Origin of the sequence: Thalassospira xiamenensis M-5 = DSM 17429 (genome assembly GCF_000300235.2) — a bacterium.
Classification (GTDB): domain Bacteria; phylum Pseudomonadota; class Alphaproteobacteria; order Rhodospirillales; family Thalassospiraceae; genus Thalassospira; species Thalassospira xiamenensis.
Map to the genome: position 1 here is coordinate 4,395,040 of NZ_CP004388.1, position 22,567 is coordinate 4,417,606.

Annotated in this window: 25 protein-coding genes; 9 read left to right on the forward strand and 16 right to left on the reverse strand. The window is 51.4% G+C overall.

Annotated elements, in window-relative coordinates; genetic code table 11:
* Positions 1-78: 78 nt before the first annotated feature.
* Complete coding sequence (locus tag TH3_RS20285; RefSeq protein WP_007088514.1) at positions 79-1,053, forward strand: quinone oxidoreductase family protein; 975 nt, start codon at positions 79-81, stop codon at positions 1,051-1,053.
* A gap of 68 nt (positions 1,054-1,121) precedes the next feature.
* Here TH3_RS20285 and TH3_RS20290 read toward each other — a convergent pair whose 3' ends face one another.
* A complete protein-coding gene (locus TH3_RS20290; RefSeq protein ID WP_007088513.1) occupies positions 1,122-1,673 on the reverse strand; it encodes an HD domain-containing protein in 552 nt (183 codons plus the stop codon).
* Positions 1,674-1,941: 268 nt separating this feature from the next.
* Between TH3_RS20290 and TH3_RS23130 the strand changes: the two genes are divergently transcribed.
* On the forward strand, positions 1,942-2,115 hold the full coding sequence (locus tag TH3_RS23130) for a hypothetical protein (RefSeq protein ID WP_156962655.1): 174 nt from the start codon (positions 1,942-1,944) through the stop codon (positions 2,113-2,115).
* Between the two features lie 257 nt (positions 2,116-2,372).
* On the opposite strand, the gene rho is transcribed toward TH3_RS23130, so the two are convergent.
* From rho to TH3_RS20345, 11 genes are all read right to left on the reverse strand, one after another.
* Complete coding sequence (rho, locus tag TH3_RS20295; protein WP_007088512.1) at positions 2,373-3,635, reverse strand: transcription termination factor Rho; 1,263 nt, start codon at positions 3,633-3,635, stop codon at positions 2,373-2,375.
* 285 nt (positions 3,636-3,920) lie between these two features.
* Positions 3,921-5,978, reverse strand: a complete 2,058-nt coding sequence (locus TH3_RS20300; RefSeq protein ID WP_007088511.1) for a methyl-accepting chemotaxis protein — start codon at positions 5,976-5,978, stop codon at positions 3,921-3,923.
* 223 nt (positions 5,979-6,201) lie between these two features.
* Positions 6,202-6,567, reverse strand: coding sequence for a helix-turn-helix domain-containing protein (locus TH3_RS20305; protein ID WP_007088510.1), 366 nt, complete (start codon positions 6,565-6,567; stop codon positions 6,202-6,204).
* Entirely contained in the window at positions 6,564-7,211 is a 648-nt protein-coding gene (locus TH3_RS20310; RefSeq protein ID WP_007088509.1) for a Smr/MutS family protein, read from the reverse strand. The genes TH3_RS20305 and TH3_RS20310 overlap by 4 nt, the downstream gene beginning before the upstream one ends.
* The gene (locus TH3_RS20315) at positions 7,189-7,464 is read right to left on the reverse strand and encodes a LutC/YkgG family protein (protein WP_233421812.1); all 276 of its coding nucleotides are present in this window, start codon (positions 7,462-7,464) and stop codon (positions 7,189-7,191) included. The genes TH3_RS20310 and TH3_RS20315 overlap by 23 nt, the downstream gene beginning before the upstream one ends.
* 88 nt (positions 7,465-7,552) lie before the next feature.
* Positions 7,553-8,413, reverse strand: a complete 861-nt coding sequence (locus TH3_RS20320; RefSeq protein ID WP_139328076.1) for a substrate-binding periplasmic protein — start codon at positions 8,411-8,413, stop codon at positions 7,553-7,555.
* A 142-nt stretch (positions 8,414-8,555) separates the two neighbouring features.
* Positions 8,556-9,269, reverse strand: a complete 714-nt coding sequence (gene dnaQ / locus TH3_RS20325) for a DNA polymerase III subunit epsilon (protein WP_007088507.1) — start codon at positions 9,267-9,269, stop codon at positions 8,556-8,558.
* Positions 9,262-9,864, reverse strand: a complete 603-nt coding sequence (gene coaE / locus TH3_RS20330; RefSeq protein ID WP_007088506.1) for a dephospho-CoA kinase — start codon at positions 9,862-9,864, stop codon at positions 9,262-9,264. Before coaE ends, dnaQ begins: the two co-directional genes overlap by 8 nt.
* A 31-nt stretch (positions 9,865-9,895) precedes the next feature.
* Positions 9,896-10,762, reverse strand: coding sequence for a shikimate dehydrogenase (locus TH3_RS20335; protein WP_007088505.1), 867 nt, complete (start codon positions 10,760-10,762; stop codon positions 9,896-9,898).
* Between the two features lie 31 nt (positions 10,763-10,793).
* The gene (locus TH3_RS20340) at positions 10,794-11,390 is read right to left on the reverse strand and encodes a Maf family protein (RefSeq protein ID WP_007088504.1); all 597 of its coding nucleotides are present in this window, start codon (positions 11,388-11,390) and stop codon (positions 10,794-10,796) included.
* A 44-nt stretch (positions 11,391-11,434) separates the two neighbouring features.
* Complete coding sequence (locus TH3_RS20345) at positions 11,435-12,259, reverse strand: pyruvate, water dikinase regulatory protein (protein ID WP_037989244.1); 825 nt, start codon at positions 12,257-12,259, stop codon at positions 11,435-11,437.
* Between the two features lie 666 nt (positions 12,260-12,925).
* On the opposite strand from TH3_RS20345, the gene hemE reads away from it, so the two are divergent.
* The 3 genes from hemE (at position 12,926) to hemJ (ending at position 15,774) form a co-directional block, all read left to right on the forward strand.
* Positions 12,926-13,963 (forward strand): uroporphyrinogen decarboxylase, encoded by a 1,038-nt coding sequence (gene hemE, locus TH3_RS20350; RefSeq protein WP_007088502.1) that lies wholly within the window; start codon positions 12,926-12,928, stop codon positions 13,961-13,963.
* Between the two features lie 178 nt (positions 13,964-14,141).
* Positions 14,142-15,254 carry a ferrochelatase gene (gene hemH / locus TH3_RS20355; RefSeq protein WP_040061342.1) on the forward strand — a complete coding sequence of 371 codons (1,113 nt, stop codon included), beginning with the start codon at positions 14,142-14,144 and terminating at the stop codon, positions 15,252-15,254.
* Between the two features lie 91 nt (positions 15,255-15,345).
* The gene (hemJ, locus tag TH3_RS20360) at positions 15,346-15,774 is read left to right on the forward strand and encodes a protoporphyrinogen oxidase HemJ (protein ID WP_007088500.1); all 429 of its coding nucleotides are present in this window, start codon (positions 15,346-15,348) and stop codon (positions 15,772-15,774) included.
* 121 nt (positions 15,775-15,895) lie between these two features.
* Here hemJ and secB read toward each other — a convergent pair whose 3' ends face one another.
* Positions 15,896-16,390 carry a protein-export chaperone SecB gene (gene secB / locus TH3_RS20365; RefSeq protein ID WP_007088499.1) on the reverse strand — a complete coding sequence of 165 codons (495 nt, stop codon included), beginning with the start codon at positions 16,388-16,390 and terminating at the stop codon, positions 15,896-15,898.
* A 267-nt stretch (positions 16,391-16,657) separates the two neighbouring features.
* On the opposite strand from secB, the gene TH3_RS23485 reads away from it, so the two are divergent.
* Positions 16,658-16,780, forward strand: coding sequence for a hypothetical protein (locus tag TH3_RS23485; protein WP_267958668.1), 123 nt, complete (start codon positions 16,658-16,660; stop codon positions 16,778-16,780).
* Here TH3_RS23485 and TH3_RS20370 read toward each other — a convergent pair.
* Positions 16,775-17,353, reverse strand: a complete 579-nt coding sequence (locus TH3_RS20370) for an FxsA family protein (RefSeq protein ID WP_007088498.1) — start codon at positions 17,351-17,353, stop codon at positions 16,775-16,777. The two genes, TH3_RS23485 and TH3_RS20370, sit on opposite strands and share 6 nt — an antisense overlap.
* A gap of 382 nt (positions 17,354-17,735) precedes the next feature.
* On the opposite strand from TH3_RS20370, the gene TH3_RS20375 reads away from it, so the two are divergent.
* The 3 genes from TH3_RS20375 (at position 17,736) to TH3_RS20385 (ending at position 20,305) form a co-directional block, all read left to right on the forward strand.
* Positions 17,736-18,452 (forward strand): Tim44/TimA family putative adaptor protein, encoded by a 717-nt coding sequence (locus TH3_RS20375; RefSeq protein WP_139328077.1) that lies wholly within the window; start codon positions 17,736-17,738, stop codon positions 18,450-18,452.
* Between the two features lie 234 nt (positions 18,453-18,686).
* Positions 18,687-19,940: a murein transglycosylase A gene (gene mltA, locus TH3_RS20380; RefSeq protein ID WP_233421813.1), complete on the forward strand. Its 1,254-nt coding sequence runs from the start codon at positions 18,687-18,689 to the stop codon at positions 19,938-19,940.
* A complete protein-coding gene (locus TH3_RS20385) occupies positions 19,940-20,305 on the forward strand; it encodes a Dabb family protein (protein ID WP_007088495.1) in 366 nt (121 codons plus the stop codon). Before mltA ends, TH3_RS20385 begins: the two co-directional genes overlap by 1 nt.
* Positions 20,306-20,464: 159 nt before the next feature.
* On the opposite strand, the gene rlmN is transcribed toward TH3_RS20385, so the two are convergent.
* Positions 20,465-21,709, reverse strand: a complete 1,245-nt coding sequence (gene rlmN / locus TH3_RS20390; RefSeq protein ID WP_007088494.1) for a dual-specificity RNA methyltransferase RlmN — start codon at positions 21,707-21,709, stop codon at positions 20,465-20,467.
* Between the two features lie 295 nt (positions 21,710-22,004).
* On the reverse strand, positions 22,005-22,553 hold the full coding sequence (locus TH3_RS20395) for an invasion associated locus B family protein (RefSeq protein WP_007088493.1): 549 nt from the start codon (positions 22,551-22,553) through the stop codon (positions 22,005-22,007).
* Between the last annotated feature and the right edge of the window lie 14 nt (positions 22,554-22,567).

The window sequence follows — 22,567 nt, forward strand, 5'->3', positions numbered from 1 at the left end:
AGTAAAATGGCGTTTTCTGACATAGACTTGGACCATTGATCAGACAAGCGCCAAACGGCGCCTTAACGGGAGGTCTCCATGACCAAAGCTTTCCGATTTTATGAAACCGGTAGCAGCGATGTGCTGCGTTTTGAAGATGTCGAGATCGGCGCACCGGGTGCGGGTGAAGTTCGCCTGCGACAGGAAGCCGTCGGGCTGAACTATATCGATATCTATTTCCGTTCCGGGGTTTATCCGGCCCCGTCCCTGCCATCGGGCCTTGGGCTTGAAGGTTCGGGCGTGATCGAGGCGGTTGGTGACGGCGTAACCGACCTTGCAGTTGGTGATCGGGTTGCCTATGCCGCACAACCGCTGGGTGCCTATGCCGAGGCACGTGTAATGCCGGCCAAGGGTTTGGTTAAAATCCCGGACGGAATCAGCTTTGATCTTGCAGCAGCCGCAATGTTGCAGGGCATGACCGCTCAGTATCTTTTGCGCCGAACCTATCACGTCAAAAAAGGCGATACGATCCTTATCCATGCGGCTGCAGGCGGGGTTGGCCAGATTGTTTGCCAGTGGGCCAAACATCTGGGTGCCACCGTAATCGGCACCGTCGGATCGAAGGAAAAAGCCGAGATCGCCAAATCCAAGGGCTGCGATTATCCGATCCTTTATCGCGAGGAAAAGGTATCCGAGCGTGTAAAAGAGATCACCAACGGCCAAGGCGTTGAAGTAGTTTATGATTCCGTCGGTAAGGATACCTTTGACGACTCGCTCGATTGTCTGAAACGGCTTGGCATGATGGTCAGTTTCGGCCAGTCATCAGGCGCCGTTCCGCCCATCCCGCTTAAGGCACTCGCACCTGGGGCCTATTTCCTGACCCGGCCAAGCGTCTTCCAGTATACCGACACCCGCGAAGAGCTTCTGGCGACTGCAAACGAGCTGTTTGACGTCCTGAAATCTGGTGTGGTGAAGATTGATATCGGCGCGACATATGACCTTGCGGATGCCAAACACGCACATGACGACCTTGAAGGCCGCAAAACAACGGGCTCGGTCATACTGAAACCCTAAGACTTTATCGCATTGAAAAACATCGATTCACGCCTTTGCGGAAATGAAAGGAATGGGAAGAGGCAGGGTTAAACCCCCGCCTCTTCCTTTTCCGTGTGCCAGGCACGAACATCGCGCGCGATAGCATCGAAACGATCCGACAGGCCGGAGCTAACCGCACGGCACGGAGCAATGACAGCTTCGGCCCAATCGACATAGCGCAGAATCTGTTCTCGGTCCCAGCCAACCGGGGTATCGGTCAACATCGCGCCAACATTGGCGACCTTATCGGCCAGACGGACCAGTTTAGCCCCGTTACTAAGATGCGGGGCGGTTTCGATCTGGCGGGCTTTGCGCTCATCGCGCGGCAGCGCCTTGTCATCGCTGACTTCAAGGACGATATCGGCGATCATTTCATTGAAACAGGCGGCAATTTCATCGCGAGTCGCCCCGCAATCCTCGATCACATCATGCAGGACCGCAGCACAGAGCACGTATTCATCCGTATGCGGTTCGCACTCGATGATCAGGCGCGATACCTCGATCGGGTGATTGATGTAGGGTTCATGGGCCGGGCCTTTGCGGCGCTGGTCACGATGCGCGCGGGCGGCAAAATCGACGGATTTCAGTAAAAGCTGCATCAGCCTTGAAAAAAGTAGTGGAAGAACGAGACCAGAGTCACATTTGATTGCGGCTACTGCAAGCATTGATGGCTATCGACATCAAAAATCTATGCCCCACATACAGGAAAGAGCCAAAATCAAGGAGATAAGCGAGACATGCCCGAGGAAATGAATCTTAAACTAACCTTGCAAAATACCGGCTACCGAACCTCTGCATTTAACCAGTCTGGCACCGCAAACCGGCTGGAAATCGGCCCCGCCCCATCATCTGGCCGCCAATAACCAAATGGATTGCGAAATCGTCGCTGCTGATGAGCTGACAATCACCCTTCGATACGGGGTACATCATATCGGGCTTCATTTTGGTAATGGAAAGCTGCATGTCGAACCGGGTGATAGCAAACTGATCCGGCAGAAACTTGACGGTCACAATGCCGAACTAACATTGGCAATGACCTGAATAGCGAAGTGTTTCACATGAAACATCCCGCAAGGTTGCAGATCAGGCCCGGTTCCGGCGAGTGCCTGCCATTCGGCGGCCCGCACAGCACAGATATATTCATCGCGCAAAGGCAACCTGTCACTGTTCAAGCGAAGTAGATCACAGTGATCTACCGCACTCATAAACCTGTCGGATACCTCCTGCCGGCAAACAAAAACCCCCGACAGATTGCCGGGGGTTTTCCATGACGGGTCGATTACAGGATCGAACGGCGATCAGCCATTCATTGAATCGAAGAAATCGTCGTTGTTTTTTGTCGATTTGAGCTTACCGAGCAGGAATTCCATCGCATCCTGCGGCCCCATCGGGTTGAGGATACGGCGCAGAACCCACATTTTGGAGAGCGCGCTTTTTTCGACGAGCAGTTCTTCCTTACGGGTACCCGATTTAAGAATATCGATCGCCGGGAAGATACGTTTGTCGGACAGTTTGCGATCCAGAATAAGCTCGGAGTTACCAGTACCTTTGAATTCTTCAAAGATGACCTCGTCCATGCGCGAACCGGTATCAATCAGGGCAGTTGCGATGATGGTCAACGAGCCGCCTTCTTCGATGTTACGTGCCGCACCGAAAAAGCGTTTCGGGCGCTGCAGGGCGTTGGCATCGACACCACCGGTCAGAACCTTGCCGGAGCTTGGAACGACGGTGTTGTAAGCACGTGCAAGACGAGTGATGGAGTCCAGCAGGATGACGACATCGTGCTTGTGCTCAACCAGGCGTTTTGCCTTTTCCAGAACCATTTCAGTGACCTGGACGTGACGCTGTGCGGGTTCGTCGAAGGTCGAACTGATGACCTCGCCCTTCACGGAACGGTCCATGTCGGTCACTTCTTCCGGGCGTTCATCAATCAGAAGAACGATCAGATAGGCTTCCGGGTGGTTTTCCTCAATCGCGTGCGCAATGTTTTGCAGCATCACGGTTTTACCGGTGCGCGGCGGTGCGACGATCAGGGCACGCTGACCTTTGCCAAGCGGGGAAACAAGTTCAATCACACGGTTGGTGATGTCCTTGTTGCCTTCCTGATCAAGGTGGCGCTCCATCTTGAGCGGCTCGTCCGGGTAAAGCGGGGTCAGGTTATCGAAATTGATGCGATGGCGGACTTTTTCGGGCGCATCAAAGTTGACCTTGTCGACCTTGAGCAGCGCGAAATAACGCTCGCCTTCCTTGGGCGAACGAATCTGGCCTTCAACCGTATCGCCCGTGCGCAGACCAAAGCGCCTAACCTGGCTCGGCGAGACATAGATATCGTCCGGACCGGCAAGATAGTTTGCCTCGGGACTGCGCAGGAAGCCAAAGCCGTCTGGCAGAACCTCCAACACGCCTTCGCCGAAAATGGCATGATCGTTTTCGGCCAGCTGTTTGAGAATGGCAAACATCAGCTCCTGTTTACGGAGCGTGCTGGCGTTTTCGATTTCGAGTTCCTCGGACAGGGCAAGAAGCTCCGTCGGGGATTTCTTTTTGAGTTCCTGAAGATGCATATGTGCGTTTAATGATCTTGTGATTGCCGGGAAAGGCGATGATTGAAAGGAGAGGAGATATAGAGAGGAATGCGGTTGACGGTCAGGCAGATCATAGTTTCTGCGGACCGGTCAGAACCTTGTAGTTGTGAAGCAGACAGGACTGTTTCATGTTTCGGGTGTAAAACACCACAGATTGATAACGCCGATTGAACCAATAGTCAAACCGTGTTTACAACCTGCGCAGAATTTCGCAATTCCACTGAGATAAATCTGCACAGGTTGCTGTCTTATCAACGTTTAATGTCAGCCTTTTTTAACATTGGCGATGAATTGTTCCACTTCGTTGCGCAAATCTGTGGCAACCTGATTAACACTCTGGCAGGCTCGGAATACCTCGCCCGCGGCCTCTCCGGTCTGTTCGGTTGCATGGCTTACACCTGCAATATTTTCCGAAACATCACGCGTCCCGGTCGAAGCCTGTTCAACATTTCGCGCAATTTCAGCTGTTGCACTTTGCTGCTCGCCAACCGATACCAGCAACGTTGACGAAGTGTGATCGATATTTGCGATCCTTTCTGAAATCCGACTGAGTGCATTTATCGCCTGTCCGGTTGCCGTCTGCAGGACAGTGACATGTTCGGAAATGTCTTCTGTTGCGCGCGAGGTCTGGGTTGCAAGATTTTTGACCTCGTTTGCAACAACAGCAAACCCTTTACCGGCATCACCTGCGCGTGCGGCCTCTATCGTTGCGTTAAGTGCAAGAAGATTTGTTTGTTCGGCAATATCGCGAATCAGGCTGATCACCTCACCAATTCGGGCCGCACCTTCATTAAGTTCAGCAGCTATTGTATCAGTATTGCGGGCATCCTCTGCCGCTTCTGAAGCCTGATTGGATGCGCTTTCGATTTGGCGAGTAATTTCAACAATCGAGTTGGCCAGTTCTTCTGTTGCAGCAGAAACAGCTTCTACATTACTGGATGCTTCTTCGGCACTTGCCGCAACACTGGTTGCTTGTTCGCGCGTACTCGATGCAACATCTTCCATGTCAGCAGAAGTCTTCTGAAGTTCTCCGGTTGCGGCACTGACCGAGGAAAGTAACCGTTCAACATTTTCGCTGAAATCACGGGTCATGGATTCGATCTCGCGGGCTCTTGCTTCGCGTTTTAGTTGATCCTGCTCCCGTGCAGCTGCCATCTCACGATTTTCATGCAGTTTTTCGCGGAAAACTTCCATGGCACTCGCCATGTCACCAATCTCGTCGCCCCGGTGTGCACCTTCTATCTTTTGGTCGATTCTGCCCTCAGCAAGGTTTTTCATTCCGTTGATCATCATATTGATCGGCTTGGTGATGCTACCGGTAACAATCATGATAAAACCGACAGTGAGCCCAAGCGCTACTATCAGCCCAATCAAAAGACCGAAAAACAGTAACTGAGCATCATAATAACGGTTTTGCGCAGAGTTGATTAAAACCGCCGCAATGTGATCCTCGACAGATTTCAGTTGATTGATTTTAATCGATATTGTCTTGAACCAAGCGTCGGACTTGATGTTTTCAATGCTGCCTGTTTCCGGAAAAGACAGTGCGACATTGCGCATACGCGAGACTTCCGCCACCGCCGGATCACTCATTGCCCTAGTATAGAAGTTCTTTAGTTCATCGGTTGCAAAACCATCGAAAACCGCAATGTAGGTATCCTGAATGGTAATCAGTTCGACTAGGCGGCGATAAAGTGCGCCTTCAAATTTGCCGATACCAAACCCGGTAGCCCCGGTTGCCCGTTCAAGTCCTGCACGCTCTTTTGCTTGAAGGAAGTTTTCATAGGAAGCAATCATACGAACAAGTTCGACATCATCAGAAATCGCCGCCATGTTGCCGACAACCAAAAGCATTCCTTTGATGGTTTTGGTGTAATAACCAACAGCATCTCCAAGTGCCACATCACCTTTGTCAACGCGCCCACGCATTGCGGAAATACCGTCGAGCATTTTTTCAAAAGCTCGGATGTCAGCGATGGTTTTACTACCAAAAGCTTGTTGGTCAAATCGGTCGATTGCTATTGCCAAATTTCCGATACTGGCATCGACAAGTTTCCGTTGTTCCGGGAGCTCCCGGACAAAGGATGCGCCTTCAGAGGCAATAAACCCGGCAGACATTCCGCGTTCTTTTTGCAATTCGTGCACAGTGTTGCCAATGTCGTGGGCAAGTTCTGTAAGGTCACTTATTTTGCCCAAAGATGACATCTGATTGTAATTCTGAACAAGAAATACGAAAGCCAACAAAATCATACCAATAAGAACAGGTACGATGGACCAGGCCATTTTCGTCCTGATTTTTACATTTTTCAGAAAGCCGAACATGTATATCCCCACGATATTCGATATCGCCGCGGCTATTTCTGAGCTGACTGCCGAGGACAGTGACCCCCATAAATGTCAGTTCAAAAAAACGACGTTACCGGCACCCTTCCTTGCCATGATTATGTAGCGCACCTAAAATTCTCTACGACTTCGGATGTGGAAGGATGATTGAAACGATTCAAGGGCAGATACCATTTAAAACAGATCTAATATTTGATCCTTGTCATTTCAGGGGATTCTGTTCACCAATAATTCCAAGCATACGGGCAAGCTGATCATCGCTTAAACCGGCAATCCGTTCCGACAGAAGATTGGCAAGTTCGGTTGCCTCTGGCTCAAGCCCGGCGGTATCTACCGTTACCTTGGGATGAGAAAGCTGTGCCAGGCGTTTGATTTCGTCAACTTCATCCCAGACCAGATTGAAATAGCCGCAGATTTGCTGCACCAGACCCGGGCTTGGCCGGCCACGATGGCCATGTTCAAGCGCGGAAAGGTATGCTGGCGAGAGCTGCAAGGCGTTTGCCATATCGGTCAGGGTGACATTATGGCGCGCCCGTAATTCGCGAATACGATTGCCAAAGGGTGTCACGGTCGTCTCCGTTTCAGCAGAACATAAAAAGCGCCCGATCCGCCGTGCTGGATACGGGCTTCGCTGATGGCAAGAATACGGGTGCGAAGCCTTGGCGCGCTTAGCCATTGCGGGGTGCGTTGGCGCAAAAGACCGGTGCGGCCATATTCATCAGCACGCGATCCTTTGCCCGTAATCACCAGAACACAACGTTTTCCGGCCCGCCAGCTGTCTTCGATAAAAGCATTCAGTGCGTGGTGGGCGACATCCTGGGTCATGCCGTGCAGATCGATACGTCCATCGATTGACATCTGGCCTTTCTGGAATTTTTTGGCCGTCGACTTATCAATGTTATCGGTGACACCGGGTTCAAGTTCGGCCAAGGCGCGATTCTTTATCTGCGGGCCTCGATCAGCATTGCGTGCAGATGGCAGATTGCGCGCAGCCCGGACTTCTTCGGCCTTGTTGATTTCGCCTTGCAGGTCATCAGGAAGCGGCATCGCCGTATCGCTTTTGGGATGATCGTCGTCCAGTTCGAACACGGCGTCGCTGCCCTTGCGCTGTTTGGAACGCAGGGGTTTGACATCACGCGTGAAAATTTCCCAAAGGGCCTTTTCTTCGTCGCTGACGGAGCGCCGTCTTTTATGGGTTTTCTTTTGTGTCATCCACCAGAACGATATGCAAACGGCGCGGTCCGTGCGCGCCTAGCTGTATCGTCTGTTCGATATCGCCTGTTCGCGACGGGCCTGTCACCCAAAGGAATGTTCGCCGCATATTGCCGTTTCCTTCCCATTCGCGCAACCGTGCCCATACTTCTTCGTAAGTTCCGACGATGTCGCTGACTTTTAAAACGACAACATGGGTGTCGGGAAGCATATTGAGCGTAAAGGCATATCGGCCCAGAGTAAACCAAGCCATAGGCATGACCGCCAACCGCGCCACAAACCGAACAATGGTGGGTCCAAAGCCTGATGATCACTACATGTGCGAATGTTCATAAACCGTATCAATCATCCCGCCCGAAAAGATCAAGACAGGCAACACCGTTATTGTCGAGGTTCAACATTGCTCGCAGAAACGCACTGTCGGTATTCGAAGACAAGCCATGTCTCTCACGTAAATTAATGAATTGGCCGCTTTGCTTGATCTTATTGAGAGAGTTCTGAAGTTTTTTGATCTCGTCAATCGGGGCCGCATTGCTGATGGCAATATAAAGAAAACAACTGCGATAGGGTAAAATCCCGTCAATATCGCGTTGCTGAGCACTGGGATCGACAATGTCGCGATATTGGCGCAGAACCGAACCACCAATTGCAATCAGATCCACACGATCAGCATGTAACATAGGCAGTAAAAGCTCTTCGCGTGGAACCAGAACAAGCTGTTGTGCGCCGCGTTTACGTAAATAGGGTTCACGCGCCGATCCCAACAAAACGCCGATCCGTGCCGAGGACAGGATGTTATCAAAGCTCATATCCTGCCATTTGGCATCGGCGTAACCATAAAGGTTCCAGATCGTGCGACTGATCGGCCCAGCCCATTTGAAGCTGTCTTCGCGATCCGCGGTTCGAGTTGTCGGATAGATTACATGCCGGGTGCCCTGCACCGCCTGTTCCATAACCCGCTTCCAGGGTGCTTGGGCCGCAATAACATAGGGCAGACCAGCATCGTTAAACAGAGTCGTGACAAGATCATCAAAATAGCCCGGTTCGGGACGGACTTTATCACGACCGCCCTCAGACGCATGAATGGTATAGGCAAGTTCGCCATCGATGAGGGTGTCTGTTTGCTGCAACTGGATCGGGGATTGGTCACCCAATTGATATTGGGCGCTCGCATCGCGGGTTGGGATCCCCGACAGAAGCATTGCAGTGATCAAACATCCGATTAGACCCGACTTGTTGAAAAGCCGCCGGTTCAAGAACGGGAGTTCAAAAAGCAAAAAGACGATCTGACAAAAAAAAGAAGTTCGAAAAAAAACGGCATATCGGGAAAACATGCCGGTCACATCATACCTCTTCGTGCTTTAGCCAAAAGGCACCGGAAACCTTTGTTTCAATATAGGCGCGATGTGCAGCCAGTTCTTCGTCGCTGACGATATGGAGCCGTGGTTCAAGACGATTTTCCTTTGGCCCCACCACCATGCGCGGGGTATTCGCGGTCTCCTTTGCTTTGTCCTTGGCATTGGAATCAAGCAAAAGCCCATGTTGCCGCCCCCCCAGCAGTTCAAGATAAACCAGCGCCAACAGATCGGAATCGAGCAGTGCGCCGTGCAGGGTACGGTTCGAGTTATCGATCTTGAAACGACGACACAGCGCATCGAGGCTGACCGGAGAACCAGGGAATTTTTTGCGCGCCATCTGCACGGTGTCAATCGCGCGATTCATGTCAATTTTCGGCTTGCTCAGCCATTCAAGTTCTGCGTTCAGGAATTTCATATCGAACGCAGCGTTATGGATCACAAGAAGCGAATCATCGCCGATAAATTTGAGAAAATCATCGACAATTTCGGCAAAAACAGGCTGGTCTTTAAGGAAATCGTCACCGAGACCGTGAACGTCAAATGCCTCTTTTGGCATCGGACGCTGCGGATTGATATATTGGTGATATTGCTGTCCCGTCGGCATGTGATTGATCAACTCGATGCAACCGATTTCCACCAGACGATGGTCTGCATATGGATCAAGGCCGGTGGTTTCCGTATCAAGGACAATTTCACGCATGTCGGGTCCGATTTTCCAGTTGGTCAACGATGCTCCGTATCGTAGCGAAAGTTACCGCCCGCCCCAAGCCTGTCGGGATGATAAAATCGGCTTTGCGACGTTTTTCACGATCCGGCATCTGTTTGGCAAGAATGGCGGAAAATTTGGCCTCCGTCATCCCTAATCGCGCCATAACACGTTGGCGTTGAATGAACTCCGGAGCTGATACTACCGCAACTTGATCGCAGCGTTTTTCGCCCGCCGTTTCAAACAGAAGCGGGATATCAAGCACAACCAATGATCTTTGCGCCAAACGGTTCTGCCTTAGAAATCGGTTTTCGTCATCGCGAACCAGCGGGTGCAGAATGGCTTCAAGACATTTCAGCGCATCGGAATCGGCAAAAACGATTGGTCCGAGTATCTGGCGATCAATACGGCCGTCTTGCAGGACATCAGGGAATGCCGAAATGATCGGTTCAAATGCCGCCCCATCCGGTGCCATTAAATGATGGACGCTGGCATCAGCATCGTGAACCGGCACACCGAGATAGCGGAACATCCCCGCCGCTGTCGATTTACCCATGCCGATGGACCCGGTCAGTCCCAAAATCACCATAATAAATAGTGTCCTGTGATCTTAATTCGGATTAATCTGGCGAAAGCACGAATTCGCGAAGCTCTGGCGTAACCTCTGGATCAATCCCGAACCAGCGATGGAAACCCGGTCGTGCCTGATGCAGCAACATGCCTAACCCGTCAACCACTTGATTGCCGCGTTTTTTGGCTTGTGCCAGCAGATCGGTTATCAGCGGTGCATAAACGATATCGGTAACAAGGGCTGTTTGCGGCAAACCTTCAAGATCGATTTCAAGTTTCGGCTGTCCAACCATGCCAAGGCTTGTGGTATTGACCACAAGTGCCGCATCGGCAAGGCTTGTGGGATCAAGCGGCCAGTTCACAACATTTATCCGGGGATCATTAATCTCGGTCACCAGATCTTCAGCACGTTTGCGTGTACGATTGGCAATACGGATTTCGGGACTGCCTTCGTCAAGCATGGCAATCAAAACCGCGCGCGATGCCCCACCCGCACCCAACACCACCGCCGGACCAGACGCAAAATCGATATTCGGGGCTTCTTGGCGCAGGTTTTCGATAAAACCGAACCCATCGGTATTATCGCCCAGCATGCGGCCATCCTTGGCAAAGGTCACAGTATTGACCGCTCCGATGCGACGCGCACGATCAGAGAGTTCGTCACATTCGGGCATCGCCATTTCCTTTTGCGGAATGGTGACATTGACCCCAGAAAAACCCAGATTTCGCAAGGATTTCAGAGCATCCTGAAAATTATCCGGCTCTACCGGGAGCGGCATATAGCAACCGTCGATCCCGTATTTTGCCAGCCAGTAACCGTGCAGACGCGGCGATTTCGAGTGCGATACCGGCCAGCCCATCACACCGGCAAGGCGCGAGGTACCCGACAGGGTTCGATAAGGGGTTCGCAAAGTCATAATGAAGAATTTCCTGCCTGAATGTCTTTTATTATGCCTTGAGAATTCCGTGATCACGCAAGAAGCCAATCAGCGGCAAAAGAGGCAGGCCCAGAACGGTAAAATAGTCACCGCGCACTTCGGTGAAAAGCTGCGCGCCAATACCTTCAAGCTGATAACCTCCAACACAGTCGTAAATGTCGTCGCCGGCGATATCAAGATAGTCTTCGAGCCATTCATCCGTAAAGTTGCGCATGGTCAGATGGGCGGTATCGATGGTGCCCCAGATACGTGATCCTTCCTTATAGATCACAGCCGCCGAAACCAGTTGATGGGTTTTACCGCGAAGCGCCAGAAGCTGGGCACGGGTATTGTCGCGGTCACGCGGCTTGTCAAACCAGATCCCGTTGCATTCCAGCATCTGATCGGCCGCTATAACGATACCATCGGGTTGCTGTCGATACATGCGCAATGCCTTCATTTCGGCGAGCGTTTCGGCGGCTTCGGCAGCACTGGCACCTTCGGCCTTCATTGATTGCTTGTAACCGTCTTCGTCGATCATGGAGGCAATTGCCTCGCAATCCACACCTGAATTTGTCAGCATGGAGTGGCGAGCTTTGCTGCTGGACGCCAGAATCAGTCTGGTCATGTATCGGTATCCTGTGATTTGCTCATGTCTTTGAATTAATCGAATTAATGACCGCGCCGGTCATACATGGTCGATAGAATGATCGCCGCAGTTTCTTCGATGGATCGTCTGGTGACGTTGATAATCTTCCAGCTGCGATCAGTAAAATAACGGCGTGCCTGATGGACTTCGTTTCGCACCGCAACCGGGTCAACGTAATCTCCACCCTCGCCGCGCTCGATCTGGCGCAGTCGATTTTTGCGGATCGATACCAGTTGATCAACATCCTTGATCAGGCCAACAACCAGCGGATTTTTCAGCTTGTCGAGTTCCGGGGGCAACGGGCACCCCGGCACAAACGGCACATTGGCGGTTTTGATGCCACGATTTGCCAGATAGACGGAGGTCGGTGTCTTTGACGTACGCGAAACTCCGACAATAACGACATCGGCTTCTTCAAGATCCCATGTCGATTGCCCATCATCATGAGACAGCGTGTAATCAATGGCTTCGATCCGGTTGAAATAATCTTCGTCCATTTTATGAAGGGCGCCGGTGCGGCCGCGTGATTGCTGTCCCAGATAACCGGCCATCATGGTAATGGTATTATCAAGCACATGGCTGTGCGGTACCTGCAAACGGCGACAGCCTTCTTCGAGCTTGCGGCGAATATCCATATCGAAAACCGTATAAAGCACGATCCCGGGATTGCGTTCGATATCGGCAAGCACACGGGCAAGCTGCGCATCGGTTCGGATCAGCGACCAGACATGTTCATGGGCCCGAACATCGGGAAATTGTGCAATGCAGGCACGTGCCACCCCGTCAACGGTTTCACCGGTCGAGTCCGATACCAGATGGAGGTGAAAGATATTGTCGTCATCAATCATTGCAGACCCGCAATTTTCCAGCATTTCATATTACTTAACCGAAACCCGGTGTTCGATATTTCGATCATCTGCCATATGTCAGGGCACTGCAATCCCAACCATAAATTAAACTGACGGAGTCGGGCCTGTGGATAATTGTGGATAACGGGGGCGACTCCGGCCAAATTTTTTCCACAGATTTTATCCTGCACGTCATACAAAATTTCTCAATGCATTCGTCCCACGGGGGATAAGCGGAAAATTTTTTCCCTAATAGCAGGGATAACAGGGCGAAAACCAGATTAATCCCCGCTATCCCCATTATTCAAAAACGGCTTTTCCCAAGCTCATCCTTGGGAGTCGTTCGGATTCGTCCCCAGTTTTCCCCAAGACCGTTTGAGATGAATCATTTTTCCCGAGTCGCAATGTGGATAAACTGTGCACCAAATTTGATCCCCGTTATCCACAGGTAACCACTAACAAACAACATCCTTTTTTATTAAAGAAGGTTTTGTTAGAGACACGGTGGAAAAACGGCTTGGAAAGGCTTCAGGACACAATTAACGGGTCAGGAACCGGGAACCAGACATAAGCGCCAGATCATCGTGTCTGACAAAAGGATCGGGACTATCATACCCGGAAACAGCCCGTTGAAAGGCAGTTACCGGCAGTCAAACAGGAAACGTCATGCCAAAACCAAACAAGACCTTTTTGCGCGCCCTTGCCGGTGAAACATTGCCGGTACCTCCCATCTGGCTCATGCGCCAGGCGGGTCGCTATCTTCCGGAATATCGCGCAACACGGTCCGAAGCAGGTTCGTTCCTCGATCTTTGCTATAATCCTGATCTTGCGTGTGAAGTTACCTTGCAGCCGTTGCGGCGCTATGACTTCGATGCGGCTATTCTGTTCTCCGATATCCTCGTCATACCACAGGCACTTGGACAGCATTTGGCTTTCAAGCAAGGTGAAGGCCCGCAGCTTGAAGCCATTAGAGATGCTTCGGGACTTGGCATCCTAAATGTTGATCATATCCATGACACACTGGGGCCGGTTTACGAGACGGTTGCAAAGCTCTCTGCATCCATTCCGTCTCATACCTCTCTCATTGGTTTTGCAGGGGCACCTTGGACGGTTGCGACCTATATGGTTGAAGGAAAGGGCAGCAAGGATTTTGCCAATATTCGCCGCTTTGCTTATGGCGATCCAGACGGGTTTTCACGTCTGATAGAAATCCTGGTCGAAGCCACCACGCAATATCTGCTAAAACAGGTTGAAGCAGGTGCGGAATGCATTCAGCTTTTTGAAACCTGGGGCGGAGTACTGTCGGAAAACGGGTTTGAACGCTGGGTGATCGAACCGACCAAAAAGATTGTCGCAAATCTTAAGGCGGTACATCCGGATTTGCCTGTGATTGGCTTCCCAAGGGGTGCTGGCTTGCATCTGATCGACTTCAAACAGCAGACTGGTGTCGATGCCGTTGGTCTTGATAGTGGTGTTCCTTTGAAATGGGTTGCGAAAAAACTTCAGCCATTGGGCCCGGTGCAGGGTAATCTTGATCCGATGTATCTGATTACCGGTGGGGACGAAATGATTGATGAAACCCGCCGTATCCTAGATGTGCTGCGTGATGGTCCGTTCATTTTCAATCTTGGACACGGGATTACCCCGGAAACATCGCCGGAAAATGTCGGCAAGCTGGTCGATTTTATTCGAAATTATCGCTGATAATTGAAATCGATCAAATCGATTAAAAAATTCAATGCGTAAAATGGTTTAAACCCGTTGCACTTCGATACTGATTGGCCATTATAATCGGCAGGATCAAAAGAAGTGGGACGGGTTTATCCAGACAAAACTTCCGGGATGAACCGGACAGTTTCAAAACGCCATGAAGGATATGCCGATGTCCGAACTAAAGCGTAAAAAACGCGCGATCATTCTTTTCAATCTGGGCGGCCCGGATGGCCCGGATGCGGTTAAGCCGTTTCTTTTCAATCTCTTTAATGATCCGGCGATTATTAGCCTGCCCAATCCGTTCCGGTATTTTCTGGCAAAGCTTATTTCATCGCGCCGCGCACCGATTGCGCGCGAGATCTATAACCATATCGGCGGAAAATCGCCGCTGCTGGAATTGACTAAGGATCAGGCGGATGCGCTTGAAACAGCGCTTAACGGGCTTGATGACGGCTATGAAAATCGCTGTTTCATTGCCATGCGTTACTGGAAACCGTTTGCCGATGAAAGTGCGGCCGCGGTTAAGGCATGGGGTGCGGATGAACAGATTTTGTTGCCGCTTTATCCGCAATTTTCAACAACCACCAGCGGATCCTCGGTCAAGGACTGGAAACGGGCCTGTCACAAGGTTGGCCTTGCGGCGCCGATCAAAACCGCGTGTTGTTATCCAACCAATCCTGGCTTTATTGATGCATCGGCTGAAATGGTTAAGGCCGGGTATGAAAATGCCCTGAAAAAGGCTGCCGATCTTGGTGTTGGCAAGCCACGCCTGCTGTTTTCTGCCCATGGTGTGCCTAAGGCAGTGATTACCAAACGTGCTGATCCATATCAGTCGCAGATTGAAAAATCAGCACAAGCCGTGGTCGACAAGATGGCAATTGCCGATCTGGATTGGCTTGTGTGCTATCAAAGCCGTGTAGGGCCGATGGAATGGATTGGCCCGTCGACCGAGCATGAAATTGAACGTGCCGGCAAGGATGGCGTACCATTGGTGATTGTTCCGATTGCCTTTGTTACCGAGCATTCCGAAACGCTGGTCGAGCTGGACATTGAATATCGCGAAATTGCCGATGAGCTGAAAATCCCGGTTTACGAACGTGTTCGGACGGTTTGTTCGCATCCGCTGTTTATCAGTGGCTTGGTTGATGTGGTCAACGAAACCCAGCAGGAACTTGATCAGAACGGACCCGATGATTACGCGGTGGAAACGCGTGGCTGGTGGTGCCCGGATGAACATAGCTGTGCGGTGGCCAAACAGCCGATGGGTGCGGGCCCTGCCTGATTATATTGCTGATCGGGGAATTTGACGTTTATCCTGTTTGAAACAAACAATATCGATTGCCAGTGCCCCGAATCGACCAGAAGAGAGAGACATGGATACCTACAGCGTTATCAAATCCCTGCATGTCATCAGCATTATTGCCTGGATGGCAGGGCTTTTGTATCTGCCGCGGCTTTTTGTCTATCACTGCGAAGTGACACCGGGTTCGGAAGCCAGCGAGAAGTTCAAGATCATGGAACGCCGGTTGCTGCGCGCGATCATGAATCCGGCGATGATTGCATCGTGGATTTTCGGCGGTTATCTGATCCATGCAGCCGGTGTGATGACCGAGGGATGGTTCCACGTCAAATTGCTGTGCGTAGTGCTGATGACCGGGATGCATATGATGATGGCGCGCTATCGCCGTATGTTTGACGCCGATGCAAACACCAAGTCCCAGAAGTTCTTCAGAATTTTGAACGAGGGACCAACCATCCTGATGGTGATTATCGTCTTTATGGTCATTGCCCGCCCGTTCTGATCCGGATGATTTCAGGGTGATTTATCGATCATTTGAAAATCATTTCGATATTAAAATAAAAAGGCCGCCCGTTTGGCGGCCTTTGTTTTGGTATCGTATCAAATTGACTCAAAGCAGGAAATCAGGCGTTGCCCGCAGGCTGACCTTCCATCTGTTTGGCGAATTTCTTGCGGAAAAGATCAGCAAAATCAATCTGCTGCATCATCAACGGCGGGAAGCCACCATCGGCTGTCAGGTCAGAGATGATTTTGCGGACATACGGGAACAGCATACGTGGAACTTCAATCAGAAGAACCGGCAAACGATGTTCGTCAGCCACATTAAGCGTCACGACGGCACCATAGTGAAGTTCGGCGATGAAGGCGACTTTGTCGGCAACGTCGGCTTTGACGTTGATCTTTACGGTGACTTCGTGAAGTTTCTGGTCTTGGGTCGTGCGCGCCTCGACATCGACATCGATGTTGATTTTCGGCTGCTGTTGCAGGGCTACGCTTTCCGGTGCATTCGGATTTTCGAAGGAAAGATCCTTGATGTACTGGGTATGGATCGTGATCGGGTTGCCAGTCGGCTTCTGTTCTTCGCCGCCCTGCGCTGCACCGGTGGTGTTCTCGGCCATTAAAGTATAACTCCCTTAAATCTCGGTCTTGATCAGAAACAAGCCGTTCAGAACGTATCTGCCAGGGCATTGGCAGCATGGTCAGATGTTCTGAAACTGGCTGATATGCTTGTTTCTGACGCCGCAACCTTGCGGCATGTCCTTTCATGGCCTAGCATGTCTTCTGGATACGGGCAAGAAAATCGCCGTAACATCCGGCCTAGGTCACAAATGGCGCAAGAAGGCCACTTTCGGTGTGATCGGCAGTAGGTAGCCAAGCCTTGCAGAATGTCGCGCAAGACGTCGAATAGCCGCCAAAACGACAACAGGTCCCAGCGCGTGGTCAAAGTCCTGTCGGGAACGATCGATGTGATCGGTTATGCCAAACGTGGCGAAGAATTGTCGTTATGAATTCTTGGGCGGCAGATTGCGGGGATCATCGTCATTTCTGCTGTGATCGGTTGTATCCCTGCTTTCGCCATTACCATTGGTGGGACTGACATTTTCGAAATCACCATCAATGATCGGTCCAGTACCCGGACGCCGTCCGCAGCCAGCAGAAGTACCGTCCGACGACGAGCTCTCATTGCCATAGGTCCGGCGCGAGAAATTGGTCCGGATATTGCCCGACTGAACCAGTTTCATGATGACGCCGGCACCAACCGCCTTTCGCAGCGGCGGGACCAGCAACAGAAAGCCCATGGTATCGGTGACAAAACCGGGGGTCAGCAGCAGCACACCAGCAACCAGAATGCAGATGCCGTCAAACAGCTCGCCAATCGGCATTTCGCCTTGATCTATCTGGGCCTGCGCACGGGCTAAGGTTTGCAAACCCTGAGCACGCATCAGTGAGGTTCCGACCACGGCGGTCAGGATGACGATGCCAATCGTTGGCCAAAGGCCAATCAGTTCGCCTGCCTGAATGAAGACGGCAATTTCGATGATCGGCATGGCCACGAAGATGGCCAGAAAATAAAAGCCCATTTTTGCTCCGCTCGGCTTTGCATTTGGTCGATGTGATCAGGTTTGATCCCAGTCTGTCAGGTAAACATACTTTGACAGGACCTGTCCGCAAAGCGCAGTATTACATAAACATGTTGGTTTTCAGGTATTTCGCTTTAATCTGACCTGAAAGACTTTCTGAATTTGTCGGCAAATTAACGGTATAACTGGACGAAAATGCGGCAGTTTACCAACGTGTTCGCGACGATATGATGATTGTGCGAATGAACATGGTGAAACCGATCACATTTTAAATGCGATAGGGAGTTGCCCTTGCATTCGCTTCGGTTCATACCATTTCTCGACCACAGCAGTTTTGCTGTTTTTGGCGTTTTTCGAAACCTTACAGATCAAGAGTCCGGGCTTGCAGTATTTCGACATCATTCTTTTCGCATTGATCGCTGTTTTTCTGGTTTTGCGTCTGCGCAGTACCCTTGGGCGCCGCAATGGCGAGGAAAAACAGGGTCCAACGGATGTTTTTGGCCGTCGTTCGCACGAGGATGACAGCAAAGGTGCCACCAATGGCGCGCCACAGCCGACGGACAATGTCTATCGCCTGCCTGATGCCGACAAGGTAGTCGGAAAGGATGATGCAACTGTTGCGGTTGACAGCGGTGCCTTTAGCGTGTTGCAGCAAATCCAGAAAGCTGATCCCGACTTTACCCAGCAGGATTTCCTGAATGGGGCGCGGATGGCATTCGAAATGATCGTCGAATATTTTGCCAAGGGCGACAAAGACGGACTGAACCCGCTTCTTTCGGTCGAAGTCTATAAAAACTTTGCCGCCGCCATTGATGCTCGTGCCGAAAAGGGAGAGCGCGAGGAAACCACGCTGGTCGGAATCAAAAGTGCCACCATTCACGATGCCAGCCTTGAGGGCCGCACCGCCTATATCACGATCAAATTCGTGTCCGAGGAAGTATCAGTCATTCTCAATAATGAAGGTGATGTGATTTCCGGCGATCCGAATCAAGTGGTCGAGGCCGAAGACCTCTGGACGTTCGCACGCAATATTGAAAGCCGCGATCCAAACTGGCAGCTGGTTGCGACCGAAACGCCGGAAGAAGAGACCGCGCAGTAATTTGGCGGTCTCCACTGGCACTGAATTGATAAAGGCGATCCAGACGGGTCGCCTTTTTTATTGCCTGATTTTATGGATTTGATGGCCGTTGTGGGTTTCGATTATCGGCTTGTTAAGCATGTTTTTGGACAATCGCGGCAGATAGTTGAAATGGGCAAGCATGGGTCAAATCATCTTGCCGGTTCTGATCGGATTTTGCAGATAGCGGGTTTTGCCTTGAAAAGACGTCTGGTTTTGTCGCGACTTCTTTCATTCATTGCGGTTTTTATCGGGGCGACAGGTGCTCTTGTCTGGCTGTTTTGGACCGATATTGCCGGTTTTGTCGGATGGGGAGAGGTATCGGAAAAACCGGCAGATGCACTGACACTGAGTGCCACGGACTTTAATCATCTTGATGGTTGGCAGTCTGACGACATGCGCGGCAGCCTGAAAGCGTTTCAGCGGTCCTGTGCAGCAATGATCAAACGTTCTGATGACCGCGATATCGGCCCGGACCCGCGGATGGGAACTGTTGGTGACTGGCGCGGATTGTGCGAAACCGCGCTGGCACTTGAGCCCGATACGATACGCAAGGAAGACGCACGCACCTTTTTCCAAAGCAGATTCAAACCGTGGCTGGTGGGCAATAACGATGATCCCGAAGGATTGTTTACCGGTTATTTCGAACCGGAACTGCGTGGTAATCTGACCCGAGAAGGACCTTTCCAGACGGCGATTTACCTGAAACCTGACGACATGGTGTCAATTGATCTTGGCGAGTTTCGCGACGATCTTAATGGCACAACACTGGTCGGTCGGATTGAGGGTAAAAATGTAAAGCCCTATTACGACCGTGCGGCGATTGAAAATGGTGCACTTGCCGGGCGGGATCTTGAACTTGTCTGGGTTGATGACGCGATTGATGCATTTTTCCTGCAAATTCAGGGGTCGGGCCGAGTTGTTTTGCCAGATGGCAGTGTTTTGCGCATCGGATATGCTGCGACCAACGGCCATCCCTATTTCGCAATTGGTCGGGAACTGATCGAACGGGGCGAGTTGACGCGTGAAACCGTATCTTTGCAAACCATCCGGCAATGGTTATCCGATCATCCCGATCAGGCAGCTGATGTTATGAATACCAACGCATCCTTTGTGTTTTTCAATCCGCTGAAAACCGACCCTGATGACCCTGATGCCGGGCCGCTTGGATCGCAGGGCGTACCGCTGGAATCAGGGCGGTCATTGGCTGTTGATCGGCGTTTCCATGCCATGGGGGTTCCGATCTGGCTTGAAACCGATGATGCGATGAATGCCGATGCCAGATTTCATCGTCTGATGGTTGCGCAAGATACGGGCGGCGCCATTCGTGGCCCGGTACGTGGGGATATTTTCTTTGGCCCTGGCGAGGATGCCGCCCTGTATGCCGGTCATATGAACCGCAAGGGACGCAAGTTTGTTCTGCTGCCGGCATCAATTGATCCGGTCAAACTGACAGAGGTTAAACCCTGATGCTGCGTCATATAGTCCTGCTTCAGATCAGTGATGCAGTTCCGGCATCGGAAATTGACGGATTACTCCGCGAATTATCCGAAGTGGCGCTTGAAACGCCGGGAATACGTGCCTTTGTTGGTGGTCCCAAAACACCGGGAAGCGGCATGAGCCAGGGTTTTACCCATGCCTTGACCATTGATTTCACCGATGCGCTGGCGCGCGATTCCTATTTATCAGGTCTGGATAAAGACGGGGTGGGTCGGCGTATTTCGGAAATGACAGTTGGGGGGCTTGGCGGAGTGTTGGCAATAAATATCGATATTTCAGATATGAAAGCACCTGACGACATGGCACCTAAAAAGCTTCAGGCGAAATGGACCTGATGATAAATCAGAATCAATGGAATGATCCTGATGCGATTAAAACAGCTAAGAAGTGCTGATAGTTTTCTACTGAAAACGTTAATCAGAAAATCAAAATAAAACGGGCAGGATAACCTGCCCGTTTATAATTCCAGATGTTCGCTAGGTTGTACGGGTTAATTATTGCGCGGCAACGACATTGGCATTTTCACCATCGGATGCGTTGCCACAACCACCGACGCGTGATTTGCGTTGGCGCTGGCTTTCGGATTTCAACTGGCCGCAAGCTGCTAGGATATCGCGGCCGCGCGGCCAGCGGATCGGGGCTTCGTAGCCGAGTTCAAGCAGCGTATGTGCGAATTTCTTGATGTCGTTGGTCGGCGTGCATTCATAGTCCGAACCCGGCCATTTATTGAACGGGATCAGGTTGAATTTGCAATGAACGCCCTTGACCAGTTTTGCCAGTGCGCGTGCATGTTCAGGTTTGTCATTCACGCCTTTAAGCATCACATATTCCATGGTGATCGGGCGCGAATTGGACATGCCGGGATAATGGCGGCAGGCATCCATCAGTTCCTTGAGCGGGTATTTCTTGTTGATCGGCATGATCTCATTACGCAGATCATCATCAGGCGCATGCAGTGAAATCGCCAGACCAACACCGAGTTCCTCGCCACAACGCACGATTTCCGGCACAACGCCAGAAGTCGAGAGGGTAACGCGACGGCGCGAAATTGAAATTCCTTCACCATCCATGGCGATTTTCAGCGCTTCGCGGACATTTTCATAGTTAAACAGCGGCTCTCCCATGCCCATCATAACGATGTTCGACAGGCGACGGATACCGTTCGCAGGGGTTGGCCATTCACCATAACTGTCACGGGCAACCATAAACTGGCTGATGATTTCGCCAGGGGTAAGGTTGCGCACCAGAAGCTGGGTACCGGTATGGCAGAATTTGCAGGTCAGTGTGCAGCCGACCTGCGATGAAATGCAGACAGCACCACGATCTTCGTTGCGATCAGGGATATAGACGGTTTCGGCTTCGTTACCGTCATGGAACTTCATCAGCCATTTATGGGTATCGTCCGAGCTTTTCTGATCGGCTGTTAGAATCGGGCGGCCAATATAGAAGTCCTGCGACAGTCGATCGCGAAGCTTTTTGGAAATGTTGGTCATATCCTCGATGTCTTTGACACCGCGGTTATAAATCCAGTTCCACATTTGCTTGACGCGAAACTTGCTCTCACCCATTTCGCCAAGCAGTTCGGCCAACTGATCGCGCGAAAGACCCACAAGATCACGACGTCCGTCAGCAGCCTGCCCGTTGGCGGCTCGCGTTACGAAATCGGTCAACGTCGGGCCGGACGGTGTGGCACCGTTTTCGGCGTTCTGGGTCACGTTTTCGGACAGGACGTCGGTCATCCCGGGCACTCTCTTTGGTGTTTGGCGTTTATCGGCGTTTGTTCTTCGTTACTGGCAGCATCTTACTGTTTCCGGTTGTTTCCGGGTTTGTGCATCCGATGCGCGCCGATTTGCAACGGGGCGGAACTATAACAGATTTTTCCGCGAAATGCTTTTGGCGCATAAACCATGGCCCCGCATATAGCGGGGCCGGGGCAATTTACAAACGATAAAATTCACATTGCAGCTATTTGCCGAACGCGATGCAGCTTTACAAGCGCCTAAAACCACTGGGATTTATCGGTTCTCTGTTCGGTTAGTTAACCGGTTTGGCGTCGCAAGCCTTTGAAATTGCATTATAGGCAGCGGTGAAACCGGAAAGAGAATAAGTATCGGTAGTTTTCGTGCCGCGTGATGAGTTCCCGACAACAACCATCGTGCTGCCGGACTTCATGGCACTGACCAGTTTTCGGTCTTCTTCACCGTTCACGGCCCAAGCTGAATCTTCGTAGGTGAACAGCTTGAAGCTTTTGGAATCGATTCGAAGGTCAACATCGCTATCCTTTTCATAGGTATAGCCGGTGATGAAACTGACTTCGTTGAACAGTTTGAGCGCCGGGCGGTGCGTGACCATGACATAGATCTTGCCGCGCTGGGTGTAGTCACCTTTGGCCGAGGTCGGCTGACTTCCGATATAGCAAACTTTCTTGCCTTTCTCGGAATAGCTATAGGCCTCCCATTTTCCATATACATCAATTAGTTGCGGCGCATTTTGCGCAATCGCAGCCTGAGAGATCAAAGCGATAAGGGCGGCAGCTGCACCTGACAGCGAATTTCTGACAAGACGATGGGCGTGTTTTTTCATGGGCTCGCGTATCG

Coding starts and splice junctions, on each gene's coding strand:
- dnaQ (WP_007088507.1), bottom strand. CDS start 9,269: ATGCGTGAAATTGTCCTTGATACGGAAACCACCGGCCTTGATCCATAT.
- TH3_RS20335 (WP_007088505.1), bottom strand. CDS start 10,762: ATGACTTTGCGAACCCCTTATCGAACCCTGTCGGGTACCTCGCGCCTT.
- rlmN (WP_007088494.1), bottom strand. CDS start 21,709: ATGACCGACGTCCTGTCCGAAAACGTGACCCAGAACGCCGAAAACGGT.
- TH3_RS20290 (WP_007088513.1), bottom strand. CDS start 1,673: ATGCAGCTTTTACTGAAATCCGTCGATTTTGCCGCCCGCGCGCATCGT.
- TH3_RS20395 (WP_007088493.1), bottom strand. CDS start 22,553: ATGAAAAAACACGCCCATCGTCTTGTCAGAAATTCGCTGTCAGGTGCA.
- rho (WP_007088512.1), bottom strand. CDS start 3,635: ATGCATCTTCAGGAACTCAAAAAGAAATCCCCGACGGAGCTTCTTGCC.
- TH3_RS20345 (WP_037989244.1), bottom strand. CDS start 12,259: ATGATTGATGACGACAATATCTTTCACCTCCATCTGGTATCGGACTCG.
- TH3_RS20340 (WP_007088504.1), bottom strand. CDS start 11,390: ATGACCAGACTGATTCTGGCGTCCAGCAGCAAAGCTCGCCACTCCATG.
- hemH (WP_040061342.1), top strand. CDS start 14,142: ATGTCCGAACTAAAGCGTAAAAAACGCGCGATCATTCTTTTCAATCTG.
- hemE (WP_007088502.1), top strand. CDS start 12,926: ATGCCAAAACCAAACAAGACCTTTTTGCGCGCCCTTGCCGGTGAAACA.
- TH3_RS23485 (WP_267958668.1), top strand. CDS start 16,658: ATGTCGCGCAAGACGTCGAATAGCCGCCAAAACGACAACAGGTCCCAG.
- TH3_RS20285 (WP_007088514.1), top strand. CDS start 79: ATGACCAAAGCTTTCCGATTTTATGAAACCGGTAGCAGCGATGTGCTG.
- TH3_RS20320 (WP_139328076.1), bottom strand. CDS start 8,413: ATGCTTCTGTCGGGGATCCCAACCCGCGATGCGAGCGCCCAATATCAA.
- TH3_RS23130 (WP_156962655.1), top strand. CDS start 1,942: ATGGATTGCGAAATCGTCGCTGCTGATGAGCTGACAATCACCCTTCGA.
- secB (WP_007088499.1), bottom strand. CDS start 16,390: ATGGCCGAGAACACCACCGGTGCAGCGCAGGGCGGCGAAGAACAGAAG.
- coaE (WP_007088506.1), bottom strand. CDS start 9,864: ATGGTGATTTTGGGACTGACCGGGTCCATCGGCATGGGTAAATCGACA.
- TH3_RS20310 (WP_007088509.1), bottom strand. CDS start 7,211: ATGACACAAAAGAAAACCCATAAAAGACGGCGCTCCGTCAGCGACGAA.
- TH3_RS20315 (WP_233421812.1), bottom strand. CDS start 7,464: ATGGCTTGGTTTACTCTGGGCCGATATGCCTTTACGCTCAATATGCTT.
- TH3_RS20300 (WP_007088511.1), bottom strand. CDS start 5,978: ATGTTCGGCTTTCTGAAAAATGTAAAAATCAGGACGAAAATGGCCTGG.
- TH3_RS20385 (WP_007088495.1), top strand. CDS start 19,940: ATGCTGCGTCATATAGTCCTGCTTCAGATCAGTGATGCAGTTCCGGCA.
- hemJ (WP_007088500.1), top strand. CDS start 15,346: ATGGATACCTACAGCGTTATCAAATCCCTGCATGTCATCAGCATTATT.
- TH3_RS20370 (WP_007088498.1), bottom strand. CDS start 17,353: ATGGGCTTTTATTTTCTGGCCATCTTCGTGGCCATGCCGATCATCGAA.